At 30.3% G+C, this 21221-nt stretch carries 20 protein-coding genes and 2 other annotated features; of the genes, 18 read left to right on the top strand and 2 right to left on the bottom strand.

Going from position 1 to position 21221, the window contains the following annotated elements:
* Positions 1 to 30 precede the first annotated feature (30 nt).
* Positions 31 to 963, bottom strand: a complete 933-nt coding sequence (locus tag DWZ53_RS02775) for a Na/Pi cotransporter family protein (protein WP_118431786.1) — start codon at positions 961 to 963, stop codon at positions 31 to 33.
* 75 nt (positions 964 to 1038) lie between these two features.
* Between DWZ53_RS02775 and DWZ53_RS02770 the strand changes: the two genes are divergently transcribed.
* From DWZ53_RS02770 to DWZ53_RS02740, 7 genes are all read left to right on the top strand, one after another.
* Complete coding sequence (locus DWZ53_RS02770; protein WP_118431784.1) at positions 1039 to 2784, top strand: ABC transporter ATP-binding protein; 1746 nt, start codon at positions 1039 to 1041, stop codon at positions 2782 to 2784.
* Positions 2785 to 2822: 38 nt separating this feature from the next.
* Complete coding sequence (locus DWZ53_RS02765) at positions 2823 to 3590, top strand: Cof-type HAD-IIB family hydrolase (protein ID WP_118431782.1); 768 nt, start codon at positions 2823 to 2825, stop codon at positions 3588 to 3590.
* Between the two features lie 10 nt (positions 3591 to 3600).
* Positions 3601 to 3855, top strand: coding sequence for a hypothetical protein (locus DWZ53_RS02760; protein ID WP_118431780.1), 255 nt, complete (start codon positions 3601 to 3603; stop codon positions 3853 to 3855).
* Positions 3856 to 3914: 59 nt separating this feature from the next.
* Positions 3915 to 4117 (top strand) — a binding site (T-box leader).
* Positions 4118 to 4169: 52 nt separating this feature from the next.
* On the top strand, positions 4170 to 4907 hold the full coding sequence (locus tag DWZ53_RS02755) for a transporter substrate-binding domain-containing protein (RefSeq protein WP_118431778.1): 738 nt from the start codon (positions 4170 to 4172) through the stop codon (positions 4905 to 4907).
* Between the two features lie 2 nt (positions 4908 to 4909).
* Positions 4910 to 5590, top strand: a complete 681-nt coding sequence (locus DWZ53_RS02750; RefSeq protein WP_118431776.1) for an amino acid ABC transporter permease — start codon at positions 4910 to 4912, stop codon at positions 5588 to 5590.
* A complete protein-coding gene (locus DWZ53_RS02745) occupies positions 5583 to 6311 on the top strand; it encodes an amino acid ABC transporter ATP-binding protein (RefSeq protein WP_118431774.1) in 729 nt (242 codons plus the stop codon). Before DWZ53_RS02750 ends, DWZ53_RS02745 begins: the two co-directional genes overlap by 8 nt.
* Positions 6311 to 7420 carry an aminotransferase class I/II-fold pyridoxal phosphate-dependent enzyme gene (locus DWZ53_RS02740; protein ID WP_118431772.1) on the top strand — a complete coding sequence of 370 codons (1110 nt, stop codon included), beginning with the start codon at positions 6311 to 6313 and terminating at the stop codon, positions 7418 to 7420. The genes DWZ53_RS02745 and DWZ53_RS02740 overlap by 1 nt, the downstream gene beginning before the upstream one ends.
* On the opposite strand, the gene DWZ53_RS02735 is transcribed toward DWZ53_RS02740, so the two are convergent.
* Positions 7406 to 8701 carry an oligosaccharide flippase family protein gene (locus DWZ53_RS02735; protein WP_118431770.1) on the bottom strand — a complete coding sequence of 432 codons (1296 nt, stop codon included), beginning with the start codon at positions 8699 to 8701 and terminating at the stop codon, positions 7406 to 7408. The genes DWZ53_RS02740 and DWZ53_RS02735 overlap by 15 nt on opposite strands.
* 64 nt (positions 8702 to 8765) lie before the next feature.
* On the opposite strand from DWZ53_RS02735, the gene DWZ53_RS02730 reads away from it, so the two are divergent.
* The 11 genes from DWZ53_RS02730 to DWZ53_RS02680 all read left to right on the top strand — a co-directional run bounded on the left by DWZ53_RS02730 (position 8766) and on the right by DWZ53_RS02680 (position 21199).
* Complete coding sequence (locus DWZ53_RS02730; RefSeq protein WP_118431768.1) at positions 8766 to 9053, top strand: post-transcriptional regulator; 288 nt, start codon at positions 8766 to 8768, stop codon at positions 9051 to 9053.
* A 38-nt stretch (positions 9054 to 9091) separates the two neighbouring features.
* The gene (recJ, locus tag DWZ53_RS02725) at positions 9092 to 10717 is read left to right on the top strand and encodes a single-stranded-DNA-specific exonuclease RecJ (RefSeq protein ID WP_118431766.1); all 1626 of its coding nucleotides are present in this window, start codon (positions 9092 to 9094) and stop codon (positions 10715 to 10717) included.
* Positions 10718 to 10767: 50 nt separating this feature from the next.
* Positions 10768 to 11286, top strand: coding sequence for an adenine phosphoribosyltransferase (locus tag DWZ53_RS02720; RefSeq protein ID WP_118431764.1), 519 nt, complete (start codon positions 10768 to 10770; stop codon positions 11284 to 11286).
* Between the two features lie 42 nt (positions 11287 to 11328).
* Positions 11329 to 13557: a bifunctional (p)ppGpp synthetase/guanosine-3',5'-bis(diphosphate) 3'-pyrophosphohydrolase gene (locus DWZ53_RS02715; protein WP_118431762.1), complete on the top strand. Its 2229-nt coding sequence runs from the start codon at positions 11329 to 11331 to the stop codon at positions 13555 to 13557.
* A gap of 57 nt (positions 13558 to 13614) precedes the next feature.
* Positions 13615 to 13810 (top strand) — a binding site (T-box leader).
* 34 nt (positions 13811 to 13844) lie between these two features.
* On the top strand, positions 13845 to 15128 hold the full coding sequence (gene hisS / locus DWZ53_RS02710; RefSeq protein ID WP_118431760.1) for a histidine--tRNA ligase: 1284 nt from the start codon (positions 13845 to 13847) through the stop codon (positions 15126 to 15128).
* Positions 15121 to 16875 (top strand): aspartate--tRNA ligase, encoded by a 1755-nt coding sequence (aspS, locus tag DWZ53_RS02705; protein WP_118431759.1) that lies wholly within the window; start codon positions 15121 to 15123, stop codon positions 16873 to 16875. Before hisS ends, aspS begins: the two co-directional genes overlap by 8 nt.
* Positions 16862 to 17935 carry a Xaa-Pro peptidase family protein gene (locus DWZ53_RS02700; RefSeq protein ID WP_118431757.1) on the top strand — a complete coding sequence of 358 codons (1074 nt, stop codon included), beginning with the start codon at positions 16862 to 16864 and terminating at the stop codon, positions 17933 to 17935. The genes aspS and DWZ53_RS02700 overlap by 14 nt, the downstream gene beginning before the upstream one ends.
* Before the next feature lie 114 nt (positions 17936 to 18049).
* Positions 18050 to 19360 (top strand): UDP-N-acetylmuramate--L-alanine ligase, encoded by a 1311-nt coding sequence (gene murC / locus DWZ53_RS02695; protein ID WP_118431755.1) that lies wholly within the window; start codon positions 18050 to 18052, stop codon positions 19358 to 19360.
* Positions 19361 to 19406: 46 nt separating this feature from the next.
* Positions 19407 to 19691, top strand: coding sequence for a DUF948 domain-containing protein (locus DWZ53_RS02690; RefSeq protein ID WP_118431753.1), 285 nt, complete (start codon positions 19407 to 19409; stop codon positions 19689 to 19691).
* A gap of 18 nt (positions 19692 to 19709) precedes the next feature.
* Complete coding sequence (locus DWZ53_RS02685) at positions 19710 to 20189, top strand: YtxH domain-containing protein (RefSeq protein ID WP_118431751.1); 480 nt, start codon at positions 19710 to 19712, stop codon at positions 20187 to 20189.
* The gene (locus DWZ53_RS02680) at positions 20189 to 21199 is read left to right on the top strand and encodes a LacI family DNA-binding transcriptional regulator (protein ID WP_118431750.1); all 1011 of its coding nucleotides are present in this window, start codon (positions 20189 to 20191) and stop codon (positions 21197 to 21199) included. The genes DWZ53_RS02685 and DWZ53_RS02680 overlap by 1 nt, the downstream gene beginning before the upstream one ends.
* The last annotated feature ends 22 nt before the right edge of the window (positions 21200 to 21221 follow it).

Below are 21221 nucleotides of genomic sequence, written 5' to 3'. Positions count from 1 at the left end.
TAATATCTTAACGAAATCTTAACACTTGGGTTATTTTAACTTTTCTATCCAGTAAGATATTTTATTTATAAAGGGGATAATCACGATGGTGCTGATTATATTAAAGAAAAAATGACTAAGAGCAATTGTCATACTATATGATAAATGATAGTGCATTTTTATTTGTGACATCCATAAGCTAAAGGGGTATAAAAATAATGCAAAAATCAAAACACCTCCAGCATTGAAGATAAAATGAAAGAAGGCGGCTTGCTTTGCTTCTTTACAATCACCTAAGGCAGCTAAAGTGGCTGTTATCGTAGTACCAATATTACTGCCAAGTAAAAATGCAATAGCGTTCACAAGAGATATCATTTTTAGTTGTCCTAATTGTTGAATAATAGCAATCATGACACTTGAAGATTGAATAATACAAGTTAAAAAGATACCACCAGTGAGAGCATAGATTGGATTTTTGGACAAGATAAGTATTATCTCATGAAAGAAGGATGTATGAGCAAGAGGTGCTAAATAGAGATTCATTATTTCTAAACCATAAAACAAACAACCAAAACCAAAACAAATTTGTCCTATTAAACTTATTTTTTGATATTTAGAAATAAAGATAAGAAATGAACCGATAATCATAAAATAGATGGATAAGTTTTCAATTTGTAAACTTACAATAAAGGCAGTCATTGTTGTACCGATATTTGCACCAACAATAATTCCAACTGCTTGATTTAAAGTCATTGTATTGGCTTTGATTAGAGTGATAACTAAGGAAGTAATAGCAGAACTTGATTGAATTACTGCGGTAGTAAGAGTACCAATAACAATGCCTTTTATAGGAGAAGAAACATAATTTTCAATGATTTGTTTTACTCTTTTTTGAGAGAAAGCCTGAATACCTTGAGACATATACTCAATACCAAATAAAAAGAGTCCTAAACCAAGAATGATGTGTAAAATTTGATAAAGCATGGCGATGCTCCTTTAAATGATTTAATTGAATTTATTTTACATTTATGACACAATGACAAAAAAGGATGTGAAATGATGCAAGGAAGATGGAATAAATTTTTTTCATACTACAAACCCTATTTAAAGTTATTTTTTGCAGATATGTTTTGTGCTATTGTTGCAGCAGGAATTACACTTATTTTTCCCTTAGTAACACGTTATATAACGGGAGTTGTTTTAGTACAAAAAATCGTTGATATACAACTTATATATAAGTTAGGTATTATTATGCTTATGCTGGTATTTGTAGAATATGCATGTAATTATTTTATAGGTTACATGGGGCATGTAATGGGGACGTATATGGAAAGAGATTTACGTAATGAATTATTTGAACATTATCAAAAATTATCTTTTTCTTTTTATGATGAACAAAAAACAGGACAGTTAATGTCGAGACTTACTAATGATTTGTTTTCTTTAACAGAACTTTATCATCATGGTCCAGAAGATATTGTGATTTCAATTATTAAATTTGTGGGTAGTTTTATCATTTTATCAACAATTGATTTAAAATTGACGCTAATTATCTTTTTATTTGTACCTATTATGTTTGGCTTTGCCTGGTTCTATAATATCAAAATGAAAAGAGCGTTTAAAAGAAATAGACAACGAATAGGTGATATTAATGCCAAGATAGAAGATAATTTATCAGGAATTCGGGTTGTAAAAAGCTTTGCTAATGAAAAGGATGAAATGAAACGTTTTGATGTTGAAAATAATCGCTACGTGGAAAGTAAACGAAATAGTTATTACTATATGGGAAAATATAATGCCGGATTAACAATGTTTACAAGCCTCATTACAATTACAGTTATCTTTTTTGGAACTTTATTTATTTCTCATCATGCTATTACGACAGCGGATTTGATTGCTTTTTTATTGTATATTACTAACTTAATTGACCCAGTTAAAAAATTATTAAACTTTACTGAACAATTTCAAGAGGGGATTACCGGATTTGAACGTTTTATGGAAATGATGGAAATCGAGCCGGATATTAAAGAAAAAAAAGATGCTGTTGCTTTAACAAATGTAAAAGGAAAAGTAAGCTTTGATCATGTGAGTTTCCGTTACAATAATCAAACACCTTATGTTTTAAAAAATATTAATTTAGATATTCAAGCAGGAGAATATGTTGCCTTTGTTGGGTCTTCTGGAGCCGGGAAAACAACAATTTGTTCATTGCTTCCAAGATTCTATGAGCCAACAAGTGGGCATGTTTTCATTGATAATCAAGATATTCAAAATGTAACACTATCATCTTTAAGAAATAACATTGGTATCGTTCAGCAGGATGTTTATTTATTTAATGGTACAATTCTTGATAATATTCGTTATGGTAATCTAAATGCTAGTGATCAAGAATGTATAGAAGCAGCCAAAAAAGCGAATGCTCATGATTTTATTATGCAGTTACCACAAGGATATGATACTGATTGTGGGCAAAGAGGAGTTAAATTATCAGGTGGACAAAAACAAAGATTATCGATAGCCAGAGTGTTTTTAAAAAATCCGCCAATTTTAATTTTTGATGAGGCAACGAGTGCGCTTGATAATGAAAGTGAAAGAATTGTTCAAGAATCGCTTGAAAAATTAGCTAAAAATAGGACAACATTTGTCATTGCACATCGCCTATCAACAATAAAAAATGCTAAAAGAATATGTGTTTTAACGCATGATGGGATAAGCGAACAAGGTAGTCATGATGATTTAATGAAATTAAACGGTGAATATGCAAGACTGTATAAAATGCAGTTTAAAACAACTGACCATTTATAGAAATATGTTATATAATAAATACAATGAGGTGATACTTAATGAGTAAAAAATATTTATTTTTTGATATTGATGGAACTTTAACGGATTCTAATCCAGGAGGGAAGATACTGGATAGTACTTTTAGAACATTAGATAAACTTCGCCAAAATGGACATTTTGTTGCGATAGCTACTGGACGTGCTCAATGGATGGCTAAAGAATTTGCACAATTGTCTAAAATTGATAATTTAGTGACGGATGGTGGTAATGGAATTACTTTAAATGGTAAAGTAAAATATATTAAGCCACTTGATTCTAATAAGGCAGTAACTTTAATTGATGAATGTATTAATAAACAGTTGCCTTACGCAGTTGTATTAGACAATAGTCCAGTTCTTTATTCTAATACATCTTCTGTTTTAAATTGCCAAATACATGGTCAATTAAAATATGACCCAGAACTTGATTTTCATCATGTAAAAGAGATATTTAAAATTTTTATCTATCTTAGTGAAAAACAAGAAAAGCAATTAGAACATCTTAATGGGTTGGATCATATGCGTTATTTTGGTGATCATCTTATTGTTGAACCAACTGATAAATATCAAGGTATTTTAGATATGATTGAAATGATTGGTGGTAATAAAGAGGATATCGTTGTTTTTGGTGATGGGCACAATGATTATTCAATGATCAAGCAAGCACCTATATCTATTGCAATGGGTAATGCTAAAGATGAACTTAAAGAAATAGCGACATTTGTTACTAAAAGAAATGATGATGATGGCATTGAATATGCATGTAAACATTTTGGATGGATTGATTAGGAGGTAAAAGATGACAATAATTAAATACATATTGATGATTGTAGGCATTTTTTTATTGCTATGGTTAGGATGCATGTTTATTTTAAAATCACAAGAAAAAAAGAACAGTATTATTAAATCTAACCAAGAAGTAAAAGATCAAATTAAACAAACTAATGAAGACTTAGATGAAGTGATTGAACAGCTTGAGAGTTTTAATCCTATGTTAGAAAAAGCCATAAATTATGTTAATGAATTTAATGATAAAGTTTTATCAAAGAAATAAATAAAAATGTTATATAATGTTGACAAAAGATGAATATCATCTATAATACAGGTATATAAATAAACTCAATGAAAAAGAGAGTAATTCTAAAGAATATGATAGCGAGCTAACGGTGGTGGAAGGTTAGTATAGTTGATAGAATGAAGCGCACTTTGGAGAGGGTTATCTGAATACATAGGATAACAAGCAAACCGGCTTTACTGGTGAGGAGGGTATGATTTCATACCAATAAGAGTGGTACCGCGGATATTTCGTCTCTTAGCTTAGGCTAAGAGATTTTTTATTACATTGAGTTAGAAAGATGAGGGAAAAGTATGAAAAAATTAATGAAGTTATTATTAGTTTGTATCATGGCAGTAACAGTTGCCGGATGTGCAAGCAGTGGAGGGAAACAAGAAGTTTTAGTTGGTATTTCTCCTGATTATCCACCTTATGAATCATTAGATGGAAGCAAAATGGTTGGATTTGATGTTGATATGACAAAGGAATTATTTAAAATCATGAATAAAAATGGTGGAAATTATTCTTATAAATTCAAAAAAATGTCTTTTGATACAATTTCTACAAGTATTACTTCTGATCAAATTGATTTAGGTATTTCTGGATTTACTTATCATAAAGATTGGAAAAATGTAATTTGGTCAAATAAATATAATGATTCTAAACAAGTTGCTTTAGTAGCAAAAGATAGTTCTATTCAAACTGCTGCTGATTTAGAAGGTAAAAACATTGGAGCTCAACTTGCTACTACAGGTGAATCAGTTGCTAAAGATATTAAAAATGCAAATGTTAAATCTGTTAAAGATATTAAAGTATTAATTGAAACATTAAATTCTGGTGGAATTGATGCTGTTATCTTAGATGAAGCAGTAGCTAAAAACTATGTAAAAGAAGCTGGATTTAGAATGTTAGATGAAACTTTATTACAAGAAGAAAACTTAATTCTTGCTAAAAAAGGAAATGAAGATTTAATGAAAGATATTAATAAAGCATTAAAAGAATTTATTAAATCTGACAAATATCAAGATTTAAAAACAAAGTGGGGAGCATAATTGTGAGTGCATTAGTTAACTTTATGACTACTGACAATCTATTATTCTTATTACAAGGGGCTGGTAAATCTTTATTACTAGCCGCTTGTGCTTTATTTTTTGGACTTATTTTTGGAATATTAGGTGCAGCAGCAAAAATTTCAAAACATCGTATTTTACGTATTATTGGTAATATCTATGTTGAACTTATTCGTGGAACACCAATGTTATTACAAATATTGTTTTTATACATTGCTTTTCCAGTAATGATGAGATCATTTACTGGTCAAAGATTTATTCCTGATCCTTATATTTGTGGTGCCGTGGCTATGAGTATTAATAGTGGTGCTTATTCTACTGAACTTATTCGTAGTGGAATTAATGGTGTTGATAAAGGACAATGGGAAGCATGTAAAGTATTAGGATTAAGTTATGGTCAAACGATGAAATTAGTCATTTTACCACAAGCTTTTAAAAGAATTATTCCACCAATCGTGAGTGAATTTATTACATTAATTAAAGATTCTTCTTTAATTTCTGTTTTAGGAGCGACCGAATTATTATATTCTGCTCAAATTTTAGGGGCGAATACTTTTAATTTAATTCCACCATTATTGATGTCTGCAGTGCTTTATTTAATTATGACACTAGCTACATCTTATCTTGCACGTAGAGTAGAAAGAAGGTTTGCAATCAGTGATTAAAGTAGAACATATTGTAAAAAAATTTAAAGATTTAAAAGCTGTAGATGATGTATCACTAGAAATAAAAAAAGGTGAAATCGTGGCTTTGATTGGACCATCAGGGTCTGGGAAAAGTACAGTGTTAAGATGTATAATTGGTTTAGAAAAACCTGAATCAGGTTCAGTTTATATTGATAATCAATTATTTGATGAAAATAACAAAGAAACTTATCCTCAATTATTAAGAAAGATGGGATTTGTTTTCCAACATTTCAATTTATTTCCTCATAAAACAGTTTTAGAAAATTTAACACTCGCACAAGTACAAGTCCTTCATGAAGACGAACAAAAAGCACAAGAAATGGCAAGAAAATACTTAGATAGAGTAGGTCTGTTAGATAAACAAAATGAATACCCTAATAAGCTATCTGGTGGTCAAAAACAAAGGGTTGCCATTGCAAGAGCTTTATGTATGAAACCAGAGGTCATGTTATTTGATGAACCAACTAGTGCCCTTGATCCAGAAATGGTTATTGAAGTATTGGAAGTTATGCAACAACTTGCTAAAGAGGGGATGACAATGATTGTTGTCACTCACGAAATGGGATTTGCTCGAACTGTTGCTGATCGTGTTATCTTCCTTGAAAGTGGTAAGATTGTCGAAGAAAATGATGCTGAAGAATTCTTTAGCCATCCTAAAAGTCAAAGAGCTCAAGACTTCTTGAAAAAGGTTATGCATTAATGAAAATTGATAACTTTAAAGCAGAGACATGGATGACTCTGCATGAAAATAATTGCTTATATAATTTAGCAGATGCTTGTGCTCAATCATTAACGCTTGATGAACTATTAAATTTTTCTCAAGATAAAGAAACTAAAATTCAAGATATTTTGAATATGAAGTTGGATTATGGACCAATAGAAGGATCACATCAGTTAAAGCAAGGTATTTTGAAACTATATCAAACTGGTGATGATGATCAAATTGCTATTACTCATGGTGGTATTAATGCTAATGAACTTGTACTTATTTCTTTATTAGAACCACAAGATCATATCATTACCATCACACCAACATATCAACAGATATACAGTTTTCCTCAATCTTTAGGTGTTTCTGTTGATTTTGTCAATTTAAAAGAAGAAAACGATTGGCTTCCATCTATTTATGAATTTGAAAAGTTGATTAAACCAAAAACGAAAATGATTTGTTTAACAACACCTAATAATCCTACTGGTACAACTTTTGATAAAACTTTTTTAGAAAAATTAGTGGTGCTTGCACGTAAACATGATTTATATATTTTTTGTGATGAAGCATATCGTGGCTTAGGTGAAAACGAAGTTTCTATCAGTGATATTTATGAAAAAGGAATTTCCACTGCAGGAATATCGAAAATATTATCTGCGGCAGGATTGCGTATCGGTTGGATAAAAACACCTGATAAAAATCTTATCAAAATGATTAATGAAAGAAGAGATTATCATATTATCAGTAGTGGTTCATTAAGCGACTATTTAGCGTGTGTCGTATTTCAACATTATGACCAAATTATTGAACGCAATAAGTCAATTATCCAAGAGAATAAAAAGTATTTTAAATCATGGCTTAAAGATAATCCTTTGGTTAGTTGTGTTATTCCTGATCATGGAACAGTATGTTTTTTAAAATATCATCTTGATATACCTTCGGCTGTTCTGGCGGAAAAGTTACAACAAGATACAGGTGTATTTTTTGTACCTGGAGCATGTTTTGACTTAGAGTATCATTTACGTTTTGGATTAGCCAATAATCCACAAACAGTTAAAAAAGGATTAACACTTTTTGGCAATTGGTTAAAAACAATCTAATTTTTTTAACGAGAAAAAACATAGAAATCCACTAATCAATAAAGTAAGCAATAAACCAAATAATAAGCTTACTAAAACGCTGTGGGTATAATAAACATATGACAACAAGTATGTTAAAATAATTTCTAAAGTGCATTCTAACAAGGAGATGATAAACATTTCCTTGTTTTTATTTTGAGCATGTAAAATTACAGAAAAAGGGGTCTGTAAATAAAATAGAGTAAAAGGAATACACATATATTTGAGTTCTCGATATCCCTGTGTGGTGTTATAAATAATTGATAGACATGTTTTTGGAAAAAAATAAAAGGCACAAGTGAAAGGGATGCTAATTAAAAATGAACAAAATAAGGCTAAATAGAGATGCTTTAAAGTACTATGTTTTTTGTAATATAAATCTTTTTGGGCAATTGGTAAGTATAACCGATAAATAACAGTTGTAAAAAAAGTAGGTGTAACAAGCAAAGAAACAACATAACCTGACATAATTGCGTATTGATGGTGAATGGTGTGTTGATTAAAACCCAAGGATGTTAAAACAAATATTAAAGTTACAGGCTCTAAGAAATTTACAAAACAATGATATAATCGAGACCCTGTAAGGGGTAGAGAAATATTAAGTATTTCTCTAGATAGACTTTTTTCATAAGTAATAGGATACGGACAAGAATACTTTTCTTTAAGTTTTACTAACATATAGATAATAGATGTTAATTCACCAATACTCATTGATAAATAAATAACTGTAACAGTAAATACAAGATCATATGAAAGGGGACGAACTAAAATGAAATAAGTAAAAAGCAAACGGCTTACTTCTTCAATGATTTGTGCTTTTGCGATAATGTATAAATGTCCCTTTCCTAAGTAAAAACTTTTAATGATACCACTGATACTGACTAAGGGAATAAAGAGGATTAATGATAAAATAGGATAGAAAGCTAAACTGTTTTTTAATAAGTGATAGGCTATATAGTGACTAGAAAAAAAAAGTGTTAAACAAATGATGCTAACGGTAAAAATACTTAAAATGAAAGCACTTATAACAACTTTAAAGCGATTATATTTTGGATGACTAACTAGTCTAAATACAGCAGAGGGGATGCCAAATTGTCCTAAAGTAATACATAAAGATAATGTAGGAATAATGAGTAGATAAAGAGTCATGGCTTCTTGAGAGATAAGTCTTGATAACATCATTCTGTTAGCTATTGAAAATATTTTTGATATGGCAGAGCTTACAGAAAGAATAAGAAATGAATTGATCAGTTTTCTTTTCATAAAAGACTTCCTTTATGTCGAATTTTCATTTATAATAGAAAGGTACGAATGGAGGGGATATTAAGTGAGTGAGAACGATTCTCGTTTTACCAAATACGATTTGAATTTCTTGATAAAATTAAAAACACGCGAATTTAGAAAACAAGACATTCATAATATCTCTGAAAAACAAATAAAAGATTACTTATTTAATGTAAAGTGGAAGAATAAAACATCTTTACCAATGTGCACATTAGTCGATGATATTGTTGGTTTAGAATTTTCTGAATTATTTGATTATTTAAGTGTTCAAGTGGTTAAAGAGGCATCTCAATTGAATATAGATGCATTCCAGGATCTTATTTCAAAATAGTTGCTTTGCAACTATTTTTTTATTAAAGGAGTTAAATTATGAATTGGAATATAATAGAAAGTCATAACTATAAACACTATATGCAACAATTTTCAATCCATTCCTTATTAGCTAAGGTTATCGATAGTAAAGGATTTGATGAAGAAGATGTACAATCATTGTTGTCTCCGAGACTTATTTACCATGATTTTTCATTGTTTCTTGAAGGAGAAATGGCTTTAGAACGTATTAAGGAAGCCATTGAACAAAATGAAAATATCTGTATTTATGGAGATTATGATTGTGACGGCATTTTGGCTACAGCTATTTTAGTACAAGCATTTTCAATGTTGGGTAAGAAAGTGGGCTATCATATTCCTCATCGCAGTGATGATGGTTATGGACTTAATAAACAAAAAGTACAAGAAATATATGATAAAGGGTATAAGTTAATTATTACTGTTGACAATGGAATTAGATCACATGAAGCAATTGAACTGGCTAATGAATTAGGAGTAGATGTTATTGTTAGTGATCATCATGATTATGACGAATTACCTGATGCTTTTGCGATTATTCATCCTAAAATGTCACCAGAATACCCATTTAAAGAAATTAGTGGTGGTTTTATTGCGTATAAATTAGCAAGTGCTCTTTTAGGAAAACATGATAAGTATCTTTACTGTCTTGCGGCAATTACAACAATTAGTGATATGATGCCTTTACTTGATGAAAATCGTTCTTTAGTTAAAAGAGCATTTCAATTTATGAATCAAGAACATTATCTTCAATTAGATTTATTATTAGGTGAAAACAGGGTATATGATATGACTTCTATTGGGTTTATTATTGCACCTAAAATCAATTCTTTTGGTCGATTACCACATTTTATTCATCCTAATCATTTGGTTAAATATTTTTTAAAGAATTGTGATCGTGATTTTATCTTAAAAATGAGTAATGCTGCAATGAGAATTAATAATGATCGCAGAAATTTAACAAATAAACAATATAAAAATGTTTTAAAAAACAACGAAGATGCTCCATTTCTCTATGTTTATGATCAAGATATTCAAGAAGGGATTGTTGGATTGGTGGCAGGAAAATATACGAGCCAGTATCGTAAGCCAAGTTTTGTCATGACTTATGATCAAGTTCGTCAGTGCTATCGTGGAAGTGCGCGTAGCATAAAGGAACTGCCACTTAATAAAATCCTTAATACTTTAAGTGATGATTTATTACAGTACGGTGGTCATGCTTTAGCGGGTGGTTTTTCTGTTGCTAAGGAGGATGTGACTCAATTTAAAGAAGATATTGCTCGTTATATTGAAAAATATGGACAGGATATTGAAGAAAGAAAAGAAGCGTTAGAAGTATCTTTAGATGATATTTCATTATCTGCTGTTAAACAATTGAGTATATTGGAACCTCAAGGTCAAGGAAATGAAGAAACGACTTTTATGTTAAAACATGTTCCAGTAAGTCAAACTCGTCTTTTAGGTCAAGGACAACATTTGCGTTTTGATTTACAACTTCCTCATTGTAATATGCAGGCTCTTTATTTTCACTGTCCTTGTATTGATGAATTTAAAAATAAAAAAGAAGTACAAATTTATGGCAAATTGAAGATTAATAAATATTTAAATACAGAATCAATCAATATGATTTTAGAAGATATTAAATAGTTTTCTTCAATTATAATTTTTGTTATAATAAATGAGTAGGAGGAGTCATTATGGATTTAAAACAATATATCGCTAGTATTCCTGATTTTCCAGAACCAGGGATCATTTTTAGAGATATTACACCTTTAATGCAAAACAAAGAAGCTTATCATGAGTCAATTAAGCAAATGAAAGATTGGATACAATCTTTAAATCAAGATGTTGATTTAATTGCTTCTCCAGAAGCAAGAGGATTTTTATTTGGATGTCCAGTTGCTTATGAATTAAATGCAGGATTTGTTCCTGTAAGAAAACCTCATAAATTACCAAGAGAAGTCATTAGTGAAAGCTATGATTTGGAATATGGTAAAAATGAAATTCAAATTCATAGCGATAGTATTCAACCTGGACAAAAAGTTGTTATTATTGATGATTTATTAGCTACAGGTGGAACAGTAGAGGCTGCTATCAAGTTGGTTGAAAAACTTAAAGGTGAAGTTGTTGGTATTGTTTTTTTAATTGAACTAGAAGGATTGGATGGAAGAAATAAGTTAAAAGATTATCCAGTTTATTCTTTATTAAAGTATTAAAAGAGAGGGTCACTCTCTTTTATCATATCAGGGGGTGGGATCATGAATGATTATAAAAAAGCGGGAGATAAAATCACAATTGATGATGTATTAGATGTTTGTACAACTTACATTAAAAATGAAGACAGTTTAAAACTGATTCATAAAGCCTATGATTTTATTATGGATAAACATGCAGGTCAAAAAAGAAAAAGTGGGGAACCTTATACAATTCATTTAATTTGGGTTGCATATATTCTTGCTACACTACAAACAGGACCAAGTACTATCGCTGCTGGCTTATTACATGATGTCATGGAAGATTGTGATGTAAGTCGTGAAGAAATGGTTGAAAATTTTGGTGAAGAAATTACGACCCTAGTAGAAGGCGTTACTAAAATTAATAAAATGCCATTTAAAGATGAAGCTGATGTTTATGCTGAAAATCATCGAAAAATTTATATTGCCATGGCTAAAGATATTCGAGTTATTTTAATTAAGTTTGCGGATCGTTTGCATAATATGCGTACTTTGCAATATATGCGACCTGATAAACAAAAAAGAATATCAAGAGAAACGTTAGAAGTTTATACGCCGATTGCCCATCGTTTAGGGTTAAGCGATATTAAGACTGAATTAGAAGATCTTGCTTTATCGTATCTTGATCCATTAGCGTATCAAGAAATTGCGACTTTATTAAAAAATAAAGAAGAAGAAAGAAAAGAATCAGTCGATAAAATGATGGCTCATGTAAAACAATTATTGGATGATAATCATTATTCTTATCGTATAATGGGACGTGCTAAATCAATCTATAGCATTTATAAAAAAATGTTTAAAAAGCATAAAAGATTTGATGAACTCTATGATCTTTATGCTATTCGTATCATTTTAAAAAATAAGTTAGATTGCTACAGTGTTTTAGGATTGATTCACGATCACTATCGCCCAATTCCTGGTCGCTTTAAAGACTATATTGCGATGCCTAAACCCAATATGTATCAATCTTTGCATACATCAGTTATTGGTGAGGATGGCAATACATTTGAAGTACAAATACGTACTGAAGAAATGGATGAACTTGCTGAATTAGGGGTTGCGGCTCATTGGCGTTATAAAGAAGGTAAAGGCTATTCAGCTAAAGCTGAACAAAAAGAAATTGGTGAAAAGCTACAGTGGTTAAGAGAGTTTATTTCTATTTCTGATGATTTTAAAGATGGTGATGCTAAAGAATATTATGATTCTTTAAGAAGAGATATTTTTGAAGCAAATGTTTATGTTCTTACACCACAAGGTAAAATTGTAGAGTTACCGAACGGTTCCACTCCAGTAGACTTTGCTTATCGTATTCATACTGAAGTAGGACATCATACTGTTGGGGCCATTGTTAATAATGTCATGGTACCTATTGATACCCAATTAAATACAGGTGATGTTTGTGAGATTAAAACAAATAAACAAAGTGCAGGTCCTAGCGAAGATTGGTTGAAATTTGTACGTACTGCAGGAGCACGTAATAAAATAAGACAGTTTTTAGCCAATAAAGAAGCTGAAACACGTAAAGATACAATAGAAGAAGGTCGAAAACTATTAAAAGAAGAATTAAAAAAACGTGGATTAGATGAAAAGAAATTCATGGATTCTGAAACATATAAAACATATTTAGGTTCCTTTGGAGCAAGAAGTTTTGATGATATTTTATATTTTGTGGGTAAAAAATCATTATCAGTTATGACTTTATTAGAAAAAGTGAATCCTAAAAAAACAGGCTTCTTTGATAATTTATCAAAGATGTTACAAAAAAATAATGAAGTCATCAATAAACAACAAAAATCGTCATCTAGTCAAGGTGTTGTTGTTAAGGGAGTAACAGGATTAAAAATTCAATTATCGAAATGTTGTAATCCAATCCCCGGTGATCAAATTGTAGGTTATGTTTCACAAGGGCAAGGAATTAAAGTTCACCGAAAAGATTGTCCTAATGTTAATCAACCAGATATTAAAAATCGTTTAATTGATGTCTATTGGGATTTTGCATCTGTTTCAACAATGAAATTTAATGCTGATTTGGAAATTGATGCTTTAGATAGAACGAATTTATTAAATGATATTATTACATCGCTTGGACAAATGAAAATTAATATTTTAAATATTCATGCAGATGTAAGTGAGGATATTAAAGCAATTATTAAGGTTAAGATTGCTGTTGATGATGCGGAACATTTGCAACAAGCAATTGACAATCTAGATCGTATTCAAGGTATTTATACAATTAGAAGAGTTATCCATTAAAAATAGAATTTATTTTTGATTGTGATTGATTTTTTAATGATAATTTAATATAATCATGTTAATCCGTTGAACAAGATTAAACGATATCTTGAAAATAGAGACAATGTGGCTGGTGAAAACATTGATGATAGAATCGTGGGACACTTGGGAGGAGTTGCTTTGAAGTAAGTAGAAGCAAACGTTAATCGCGTTAAGATATAAGAGCGTATGAAAATACGAATTAAGGTGGTACCGCGTTAAAAACGTCCTTATTGAAGGACGTTTTTATATTTTAAGGAGGAAAATTTATGGCATATAGTGCACCAAGAGGTACAGTAGATATTTTACCTGAAAAGTCTGGTAAATGGATTAAGTTAGAACAATTGTTAAGAACAATTAGTGCAAATTATAATGTAAAAGAAATGAGAACACCGATTTTTGAGCATGCAGAATTGTTTAATCGTGCAGTTGGTGATACAACAGATGTTGTTTCTAAAGAGATGTATACTTTTGCTGATAAAAAAGGAAGAATGCTTTCACTTCGTCCTGAAGGAACTGCAGGAATTGCAAGAGCATACGTTGAAAATAAAATGTATGGATTACCTGAAAAACTACAAAAAGTTTATTATATGGGACCAATGTTTAGGTATGAACGTCCACAAAATGGACGTCAAAGACAATTTCATCAATATGGTGTTGAAATGTTAGGTGTAGAATCACCATATGTAGATGTAGAATGTATGTTAATGGCTGTTACTGTTGTAGAAGCATTAGGAATTAAAAATGTAACTTTACACATTAATTCTTTAGGAGATGATCAATCAAGAGATGCTTATCGTCAAGCTTTAAAAGATCATTTTGCTCCAGTATTAGACCAGTTATGTTCTGATTGTAAAGCAAGATTTGATAAAAATCCTTTACGTATTTTAGATTGTAAAGTAGATGCTAAAAATCCTGCCATGCAATCAGCACCTAAAACAATTGATTATTTAAGTGACCATGCTAAAGCACATTTTGATAAAGTTTGTTCTTTATTAGATGATTTGGAAATTGATTATGTTGTTGATACAAACTTAGTTAGAGGTTTAGATTACTACTCACATACTGTATTTGAAATCATCTCTGATGATCCAAAATTAGGCGCTGGTGCTACTGTTGGAGGTGGTGGTCGTTATAATGGCTTAGTTGAAGAGTTAGGTGGACCGGCTACTCCAGGTGTAGGATTTGCGTTTGGAATGGAAAGATTATTATTAGCTTTAGATGATGATCAAGATGATGATGAAGACGGATTAGATGTTTATATTATGCCTTTAGGTAGTGAAGCTAAAGATTTAGCTGTACAAATTATTGCAATGTTAAGAGCTAATGGATTTACTTGTGATATGGATCAATGTGATCGAGGATTAAAAGGACAATTTAAATCTGCAGATCGTTATCACGCTCATTTTTCAATGATTATTGGGGATGAAGAAGTTCAAAAAGAAGTAGTCAATATGAAATGTAATCATTCACATACTCAAGATGAAGTTCCATTAGAAAATATTGTTGCATATATTGAAAATCATATGTCAGGAGGACATGAACATGAATAGAACACATAATAATGGTGAATTAAGAATTGATAATGTTGGCGAAACCGTTGAATTAAAAGGATGGGTTGCTAAAAAAAGGAATTTAGGATCATTAGTTTTTATTGATTTAAGAGATCGATATGGTATTACACAAATTATTGTTAATGAATCAATGGAAATTACTAAAGAAATTAAAAATGAATACATTTTACATGTTAAAGGTAAAGTTGTTGAAAGATCTAGTAAGAATCCACAAATGCCTACTGGAGACATTGAAATTGAAGCATCACAAATTGATATTATCAACACTGCTAATGTGACACCTATTTATACAACTGATGAAACTGATGCAAGCGAAGATGCCAGAATGCAATATCGTTATTTAGATTTAAGAAGACCGGTGATGCAAAATAAAATTATGACACGTCATCAGATTACACGTAGTATACGTCACTTCTTAGATGAACATGATTTTATTGATATTGAAACACCTTATTTAAATCGTTCAACACCAGAAGGAGCAAGAGATTTTTTAGTTCCTTCTAGAGTACATAATGGAGAGTTCTATGCTTTACCTCAATCTCCACAATTATTTAAACAATTGTTGATGGTTGCTGGATTTGAAAGATATTATCAAATCGCACGTTGTTTTAGAGATGAAGATTTAAGAGCAGATCGTCAACCAGAATTTACACAAGTCGACGTAGAAATGAGTTTTATGAACACCGATGAAATTATTTCAATTGGTGAACAAATGGTGGCTCAAGTTATCAAAGATGTTAAAGGAATAGATGTTAAATTACCTTTACCACGTATGACATGGCATGATGCTATGGAAACTTACGGTATTGATAAGCCTGATATTCGTTTTGATATGAAACTTGTAAATTTAAATGAAACTGTTAAAGATGTTGATTTTATGGTTTTTAAAAATGCTTTAGATAATAAGGGATATGTTAAAGGAATAAATGTTAAAAATGCAGCTGATCAATATTCTCGTAAAAAGATTGATAAGTTGACAGATTTAGCAAAAACATATAAAGCCAAAGGTCTTGCCTGGATGAAAGTGGTTAATGGTAAAGCAGAAGGTCCAATTGTTAAATTCTTTAATGAAGAACAACTTACAAGATTATTAGATACGATGAATGGTGAAGATAATGACTTATTATTATTTGTAAGTGATGTTAAATATACAGTTGTATGTGATGCATTAGCCGCTTTACGTAATCATTTAGGTAAAGAATTAAAATTATATGATCCTCAAGAATTAGGTTTATTATGGGTTGTTGATTTCCCTATGTTTGAATATGATGATGAAACACAAAGATATTATGCAATGCATCATCCATTTACACGTCCTAAAGATAGTGATATTGATAAGATAGATAGTGATCCTGCTCATTGTTTAGCTGATGCATACGATATTGTATTAAATGGTTATGAATTAGGTGGAGGATCTCAACGTATTTATGAACAAGATCTTCAAGAAAGAGCATTTAAAGCATTAAGTTTAACACCAGAACAAATTGAAAATAAGTTTGGATGGTTTGTGGAAGCTTTAAAATACGGAACACCTCCTCATGGTGGTTTTGCTTTAGGGTTAGACCGTCTAGCAATGTTGCTTACTGGTAGTGATTCAATTAGAGATGTTATTGCATTCCCTAAAAATGCGAGTGCAACTTGTCCAATGTCAAAAGCACCAAATAAAGTAGACCAAGTTCAATTAGAAGAATTAGGAATAGAGGTGACTAAAGATGAAAATGAATAGAGTTGAAAATATTCTTGAATTAATGAAGGAAGCTGATTTAGATTATTTTCTAATTAGTGATCCAGAATCTATTGATTATTGTTTGGATTATCAAAACCATCCTGGTGAAAGAATGTATGTTTTAATGTTAGGAAAAAATGGAGATCATAAATTATTCTTAAATAATTTATTCTTTGTGGAAGATAATCTAGGCGTAGAAATAGTGTGGCATAGTGATAGTGATGATGCTGTGCAAACAATAGTTGATCATATGAATCAGCCTAAACGTATTGGAATTGATAAAACATGGCCAGCAAAATTTTTATTAGCATTACAAAAGAAATTACCACATATAAAATATATTAATGCTTCACCTTGTGTTGATTTAGTGCGTATGAAAAAGGATGAACAAGAACAAGAATTGATGATTGAAGCAAGTCGCATTAATGATTTAGCAATGAATGATGTTATTGAATTATGTAGTCAAGATTTAACAGAGGAACAAGTTGCAGAACAATTACCAGATATTTATCGTAAATATGGCGCTGAAGGAAACAGCTTTGAACCCATTGTTGCCTTTGGTAAAAATGGTGCCAATCCACATCATGGTAATGATGATTCTCGTTTACAACCTGGAGATAGTATTATTATTGATATGGGATGTAAATATAAAGGATATTGCTCTGATATGACCAGAACAGTGTTTTATAAGCAAATTAGTGAACAAGCATTAGAAGTTTATGATTTAGTAAAAAAAGCTAATGAAGCTGCTGAAGCAATGATTAAACCGGGAGTAAAGCTTTGTGAAATTGATAAGGTTGCTAGAGATCTTATCAGTGAAGCAGGGTATGGAAAACAATTTAATCACCGTTTAGGACATTTTATTGGAAGAGACGTTCATGAGTATGGAGATGTTTCTTCACAATTTGAAATGGAAGTTGAAGAAGGTATGATTTTTTCTATTGAACCAGGAGTTTATTTAGAAGGACAATTTGGTGTTAGGGTAGAAGATTTAGTGCTTGTAACAAAAGATGGATGTCGTGTTTTAAATAGTTATACAAAAGATGTACAAATTATCTAAAAAGCGAGGAAACTCGCTTTTTGATTAAAATTTTATTTAAAAAATAAAGACTAATTTTTATATCAAGAATACATTTTTTTTGATTTATGGTAAAATATTGTGTGAGGTGACATTATGTATTATTTTATAGGAATTAAAGGTTCAGGGATGGCTCCACTAGCAACCATTCTTTATGAATTAGGAAACGAAGTTTGTGGTAGTGATATTGATAAATATATTTTTATTGAAGATGAATTAAGAAAGAGAAACATTCCAATTTATTCATTTGATGCGAATAATATTAAAGATGGCTATACAGTTATTATCGGTAATGCTTTTGATGAAACGAATGTTGAAGTAAAAGCAGCATTAGCTAATCCAAATGTGACATGTTATCGTTATTTTGAGTTTTTAGGACAATTTATGGAAAATTATATTTCTATTTCAGTTGCAGGAACGCATGGTAAAACGACAACAACAGGGATGGCTTATCATTTATTTGAAGATTTTGATAAAACATCAGTATTAATTGGTGACGGAACTGGACATGGTCAAAAAGATAGCAAATATTTTATTGCAGAATCATGTGAATTCCAAGATCATTTTTTAAATTATTATCCTAACTATGCTATTATTAATAATATTGAATTAGATCATGTTGATTATTTTGGTAATCTTGAACGTTATATTCAATCCTTTGAAAAATTTGCGAATCAAGTTAAAGATACGGTAATTGTTTGGGGTGATGATCCAAATATTAAAAAAATTCACTTTAAAAAACGTGTTATGCGTTTTGGTCTGGGTGAAAACAATGATGTTCGTGCTGTCAATGTAGTAGATACAGTTAAAGGTTTATCGTTTGATGTTTATATTCATCAAGAATTATTTGGACATTTTAACATACCATTATATGGAATGCATATGTTATATAACTCATTAGCTATTATTACTTTAGGTTACTTAGAAAATATGAGTTACGATTATATTTTAAATAAATTACAAACATTCAAAGGAACAAAGCGTCGTTATACAGTAACTGAAGATGGAAATAACATTTATGTGGATGATTATGCTCATCATCCAACAGCTATTAAATATGTTATCGAAGCGACAAGGGTACGTTATCCAGGAAAGGAAATTGTTGCGATATTCCAACCAGATCGTTTTTCAAGAGGCGCAAGATTTGCTAAAGAATTTGCTGCATCAATGGATTTAGCAGATCATCCATATTTTGTACCTTTTCCAGATAATGCAAAACACGAAGATGGTATTGATATTGATATTTATGATATCGCAAAATATTTACCTCGTGCAAAGGTTATTGAAGAAAACGAAGCGGGAGCTAAAGAATTATCTCAATATAATGGATGCGTTTTCTTATTTATGAGTAGTAAAGATATTTACAAATTTGAAGAAAAAGTCATTGAAATGAAAAAAACTATTTAAAATAATAATAATATGGTATAATTTATAAGAAAGTTGAGGTGTTGTTATGAGTGCAATGGATATATGTTACTGTGTATTGATTTTATCAGGTGCATTTGCATTGGTTGGTCTTGGTATTTTATTACTTAGAACGTCAGTGACAGTAAAACAAGCTGGGGAAACTGTTGAAATGGCTCAAGATACGTTAAAAAGGGTAGATAAAATATTAGATGATGTTAATTATAAATTAGATCTTCTTAATGCTCCTGTAGAAACAGTAGCAAAGTTCTTTGATCCTAACAGACCTAAATTTAATCCAATTAAAACAATTTTACGCTTTGTAAAAAAATAAAAAGAAAGGTGAGGTATTATGAAATTAGGTAGATTTATCGCAACCCTAGGTATAGGTGCGGTTGCTGGAATGTTATTTGCTCCAAAAAAAGGGAGTGAACTAAGAAAGACTCTTAAAGAAAAAGGGCAAGAAACTTATAATACAGCTAAAAATATGTCAAAAGAAGAATATCAAGAATTAATTAATAAAACAATTGACGATATTAAATTAGCAATTGATGAATTTGATGTAGATGAGTTTAAAGATACAACTAAAGAAAAACTAGATGAATTAAAAACAAAATTAGATGAATTAGCAAAAAAAGCTCAAGAAAGTGAACAATACGCAACAGTTAAAGATACTTTAACAAAAGTTGGTGAACAAATTAGCACTACAGTTAATGATGTTAAAACAAAAATTCAAGAACAAGATTTAGATGATTTTTCTGAAGCAATTGAAGAAGGAATTGATAACATTGAAGATGAAATTGATGTTATCTTAGATGATTTAAAAGATTAATGAAAAAAGTCACTATTTATGACGTAGCAAGAGAGGCAGGGGTCTCTCTTGCTACTGTTTCTCGTGTTATTAATGGATCATCTGTTGTTCGTGAAAAAACAAAACAAAAAGTACTTGATGTCATTGAAAAACTAGATTTTAAACCTAATGAAGTGGCTCGTGGACTTGCAACAAGTAAAACGACTTCCATTGCGATTGTCTTTCCGCAATCTTTATTTGCCCATGTTAAAGATATGATTGGTGGTATCGGTGATACAGGACGTCATTTAGATTATAATATTAACATGTATACGACTGACGATTTAGGAGATGAAAATGCTGTTAAAGAAGTAACTGAAAAGATTGTTAAATCAAGAGCGGATGGTGTTATTTTGTTTAACAATGATCAATTACAAGAAGAAATTGATATCATGGCTAAATATAAAATTCCTACTGTTGTTATTGGTACACAAGCATCAAATGACTACTTAGGATCAATATATGTTAACGCTAAACAAATTGCTTATGAAATTATTGATCGGTATTTAGAAAAAGGTAAAAATGATATTTTATTTGTTAATCCTAAACAAAATTTAATTAAATCCGATGATTTAATAATGGGTATTGAAAAAGCCTATCAAAAACATAATTTACAATTTGATTTTGATAAGCAAGTTATGAAAGTTTCAACTCATTATGAAAAAAGTTATCCTCAATTTTTAGAATATTTCAAAAATCATAAACACGATTTAGTATTTTGCGGATACGATAAAGAAGCAGTTGCTGTTGTTAATGCAGCAATTGATAATCACATTATGATACCTGATGATATGGAAGTCATTGGTCTCATGAATACAAGTTATGCTTCAATGTGTCGACCTTCATTATCTTCTGTTCATGTTCCTGTTTATGATATGGGTGCATTAGCAGTTAGATTACTTACTAAAATTTTAAATGATGAGGAAATTGATACTAAAGAAGTACCTGTTACATATATGCGAATTCCAAGAAAGACGACAAAGAACTTCTAATTTTTTAGAAGTTTTTTACATA

The organism is Coprobacillus sp. AF33-1AC (assembly GCF_003475785.1).
GTDB lineage: Bacteria > Bacillota_I > Bacilli_A > Erysipelotrichales > Coprobacillaceae > Faecalibacillus.
Note: the sequence above shows the minus strand (reverse complement) of the source record. Positions and strands in the feature narration are given on the sequence as shown.